The sequence below is a fragment of the Bradyrhizobium sp. genome (genome assembly GCF_028868675.1).
Taxonomy (GTDB): domain Bacteria; phylum Pseudomonadota; class Alphaproteobacteria; order Rhizobiales; family Xanthobacteraceae; genus Bradyrhizobium.
Genome location: NZ_JAGWUA010000303.1, coordinates 1 through 3,957 on the forward strand (window position 1 = coordinate 1; position 3,957 = coordinate 3,957).

General features: G+C 65.8%; 5 protein-coding genes. All 5 read left to right on the plus strand.

Going from position 1 to position 3,957, the window contains the following annotated elements; genetic code table 11:
- The coding region (locus KGM94_RS24050) for an FAD/NAD(P)-binding oxidoreductase (RefSeq protein ID WP_300264861.1) at positions 1-1,275 on the plus strand (1,275 nt) is incomplete at its 5' end.
- Complete coding sequence (trxC, locus tag KGM94_RS24055; RefSeq protein WP_300264864.1) at positions 1,272-1,715, plus strand: thioredoxin TrxC; 444 nt, start codon at positions 1,272-1,274, stop codon at positions 1,713-1,715. The genes KGM94_RS24050 and trxC, both read left to right, overlap by 4 nt.
- A 31-nt stretch (positions 1,716-1,746) precedes the next feature.
- The gene (locus KGM94_RS24060) at positions 1,747-1,950 is read left to right on the plus strand and encodes a DUF2892 domain-containing protein (protein WP_300264867.1); all 204 of its coding nucleotides are present in this window, start codon (positions 1,747-1,749) and stop codon (positions 1,948-1,950) included.
- A gap of 36 nt (positions 1,951-1,986) precedes the next feature.
- On the plus strand, positions 1,987-3,423 hold the full coding sequence (gene ccoG, locus KGM94_RS24065; RefSeq protein WP_300264870.1) for a cytochrome c oxidase accessory protein CcoG: 1,437 nt from the start codon (positions 1,987-1,989) through the stop codon (positions 3,421-3,423).
- Between the two features lie 19 nt (positions 3,424-3,442).
- Positions 3,443-3,919, plus strand: coding sequence for a DUF6789 family protein (locus KGM94_RS24070; protein ID WP_300264873.1), 477 nt, complete (start codon positions 3,443-3,445; stop codon positions 3,917-3,919).
- The last annotated feature ends 38 nt before the right edge of the window (positions 3,920-3,957 follow it).

A 3,957-nucleotide genomic window follows, 5' to 3' on the forward strand; every position in this document is an offset into this window, starting at 1 on the left:
GTCGTAATCGGAGCCGGGCTGAGCGGAACGCTGATGGCCTATGAACTGCTGCCCCAGTTGAGGAAGGACGACCGGCTGAGCGTGATCTCGCAGGGCGCGGTCTACCATTTCGTGCCGTCGAATCCCTGGGTGGCCATCGGCTGGCGCAAGCGCAACGAGATCGAGATCGATCTCGCGGACATCATGAAGCGCAAGGGCATCCGCCTGTTGACGCAGGGCGCCAGGCGCGTGCAACCGGCCGAGAACCGCATCGAGCTCGGCGACGGCACGTCGATCAACTACGACTACCTGGTCGTGGCGACCGGACCCGAGCTCGCTTTCGACGAGATCCCGGGGCTCGGCCCGCAGGGCCATACCCAGTCGATCTGCCACGTCGACCACGCCTCGCATGCGCAGGACGCGTTCGAGAAGCTCGCGGCCAAGCCTGGGCCCGTCATCGTCGGCGCGGTGCAAGGCGCCTCCTGCTTCGGCCCGGCCTACGAATTCCTGTTTATCCTGGAAACTGAGCTGCGCCGCCGCAAGCTGCGCGACCAGGTGCCGATGACCTTCGTCACCTCGGAGCCCTATATCGGCCATCTCGGCCTCGATGGCGTCGGCGACACCAAGGGCCTGCTCGAAAGCGAGATGCGCGAGAAGCACGTCAAATGGATCACCAATGCGCGCGTCAAGAGCGTCGAAGCCGGCAAGATGATCGTCGAGGAGCTCGGCGACGACGGCGCGGTGCGCAAGACCCACGAGCTGCCCTTCACCTATTCGATGATGCTGCCGGCGTTCCGCGGCGTCGAGGCGGTCCGCGGCATCGAGAAGCTGACCAATCCCCGCGGTTTCGTCGTGGTCGACAAGCACCAGCGCAATCCGGCCTTCCCCAACGTCTTCGCCGTCGGCGTCTGCGTGGCGATCGCACCCGTGGGCACAACGCCGGTGCCGGTCGGCGTGCCCAAGACCGGCTTCATGATCGAATCCATGGTGACGGCGACCGCCATGAACATCGGCGCCCTGCTCCGCGGCAAGGAGCCGAACACGCAGCCGACCTGGAACGCGATCTGCCTCGCCGATTTCGGCGATTCCGGCGTCGCCTTCCTGGCGCAGCCGCAGATTCCGCCGCGCAACGTCAACTGGTCGTCCAAGGGCGAGTGGGTACACTACGCCAAGGTGGCCTTCGAAAAATATTTTCTGCGCAAGATGCGGCGCGGCGAGAGCGAACCGTTCTATGAACGCTTCGTGCTCGACAAGCTGAACATCGCCAAGATCAAGGAGGTCAAGACCGGCACATGAGCGAGACCCGCCAGATCGTCTGCGGCCATTGCGGGCGGACCAACCGCCTGCCCGCGGCGCGCACGCCGGAGGGCGCGCGTTGCGGCGCCTGCCACCAGCCGATGTTCACCGGCCACCCGATCGAGGTCGACGCCGAAGGCTTCGGCCGCCACGTCGCCAACAGCGACATTCCCGTGCTGGTCGACGTCTGGGCGCCGTGGTGCGGCCCGTGCCGCGCCATGGCGCCGATGTTCGAGCGCGCCGCACAGGCGCTCGAGCCGAAGGTGCGACTGCTGAAGCTCAACTCCGACAGCGCCCCCGAGCTGTCGTCGCGCCTCAACATCACGGGCATACCGACCCTGCTGCTGATGCAGGGCGGCCGCGAGATCGCCCGCCACGCCGGCGCGATGGACGCGCGCGGCATCGTCGCCTGGACCGAAGCCGGCCTCACCAATTCCTGAAACTTCACCCCACTTCAACAAGGAGCCTACCATGAATGTCGATAAAGCCGTTCTCGCCTTCGCCGGGTTCGTCGTCCTGCTCGGACTGGCGCTCGGCACCTACGTCAACGCCTACTGGTACCTGCTGACGGCGTTTGCCGGCCTGAATATGCTGCAGGCCTCGTTCACCGGCTTCTGCCCGGCGGCGATGGTGTTCAAGAAGCTGGGCCTGCGGGACGGCTGCGCGTTCTCCTGATCGCGCAATCGCAGGTTGGAATGCGGGGACTGTGACATGGCCGACGATACGTTCATCGAAGGACCTCTCTACGAAAAGCGCAAGAAGGTCTATCCGCAGTCGGTTCATGGCCAGTTCCGCCGCATCAAGTGGACGATCCTGTGCATCACGCTCGGGATCTACTACCTGCTGCCGTTCGTCCGCTGGAATCGCGGGCCCGGCCTGCCTAACCAGGCCGTGCTCGTCGACTTACCGCACCGGCGCTTCTACTTCTTCTTCATCGAGCTGTGGCCGCAGGAGGTCTACTACTTCACCGGCCTCCTGATCATCGCCGCGATGACGCTGTTCCTGATGAACGCGGTGGCGGGCCGGATCTGGTGCGGCTATCTGTGCTGGCAGACGGTCTGGACCGACCTGTTCTACGCCGTGGAGCGCTGGGTCGAGGGCGACCGGCGCGAGCGCATACAGGGCGACAAGCGCTACTGGAGTTTCGATCACATCCGCAAAGTGGCGCTCAAGCACGTGCTCTGGATCCTGATCGCCTGGTGGACCGGCGGCGCATGGGTGCTCTATTTCGACGATGCGCCGACGCTCGTGCGGGAACTCGCGACCTTCCAGGCGCCCTTCATCGCGTATCTCTGGATCGGCATCCTGACCGCGACGACCTACGTGTTCGCCGGCCACGCCCGCGAGCAAGTCTGCATCTACATGTGTCCGTGGCCGCGCATCCAGGCGGCCCTGACCGACGAATGGGCGCTCAACGTCACCTATCGCCGCGACCGCGGCGAGCCGCGCATGTCGGTGAAGAAGGCGGAAGCCGCGCGCGTCCACGGCGAGATCGCCGGCGACTGCGTCGACTGCCACCAATGCATCAACGTCTGCCCGACCGGCGTCGACATCCGCAAGGGCATCCAGCTCGGCTGCATCCAGTGCGGCCTCTGCATCGATGCCTGCAACAACATCATGACGGAGATCGGCCGCCCGACCGGGCTGATCGGCTACGACACCGACATCAACCAGCAGCGCCGGCGCGAGGGCAAGCCGCCGGTCTACCGCATCGCCCGTCCGCGCACGCTGGTCTACGCCGGCGTCATCGCGATCGTCGGCAGCATCATGCTCTATGCCCTGGCCACCCGCAGCACCATGAGCATCAACGTGCTGCATGAGCGCAATCCGCTGTTCGTGCAGCTGGCCGACGGCGGCGTGCGCAACGATTACACGGTGCGCCTGCTCAACAAGGGCTTCGAGCGGTCGTTTGCGCTCGACGTATCGGGGCTCTCCGGTGCCGCCGTCCGCGTCGCCGGCGTCGAGCGCAAGGCCGACGGCAGGCTGATCGTCGAGGTCGGCCAGGACCAGACCCGCGAGGTGCGGATGTCGGTGCAAATCGCACCGGCACAACTGCCGAAGAAGGCCGTGGACATCGAGATCGGCATCACGGACGTCGCGACCGGGCAGAGAGCCAGCGCGCGCGACCATTTCGTGCCCGCCGATTGACGAATCGTCACACGCCGCGATGGATTTCATCAGCACCGAGCGGATCTGGAAGTCGATCGCGGCGGGAATGTGCGGCAGCCTTGCGCATGGCGGCCTGATGTTCCTGAAGGAGCGGATGGGCTGGCTTCCAGGCTTCCAACCCTATCAGGACTTGCAGCATGCGCTGAGCGTAGTGGTCGGCAGCTCGGTCCAGCCCGCCCTGCTCTGGCTCCTGTCGTTCGTCAACGGCACGCTCATCATCGGCCTCGTCTTTGCGACGATCTATCCATGGCTGCCGGGCCGCAGCGGCGCGGCCAAGGGACTGGCGCTCGGCGCAATCGGCTGGCTCGCCATGGGCCTGGTGTTCTTTCCGCTGCTGGGCCGCGGATGGTTCGCCTCCGATGCGGGACTGGGACTGCGTCCCGCCGGCTTCTCCCTCGTCATGGTGCTGGCCTACAGCGTATTCCTCGGCATCGCCTATGCGGCGCTGGACCGGCTCGGCGACCGCGGATGGTAAGCGGCCGGTTAACATTACCGCTCGAATTGACGTCGCGC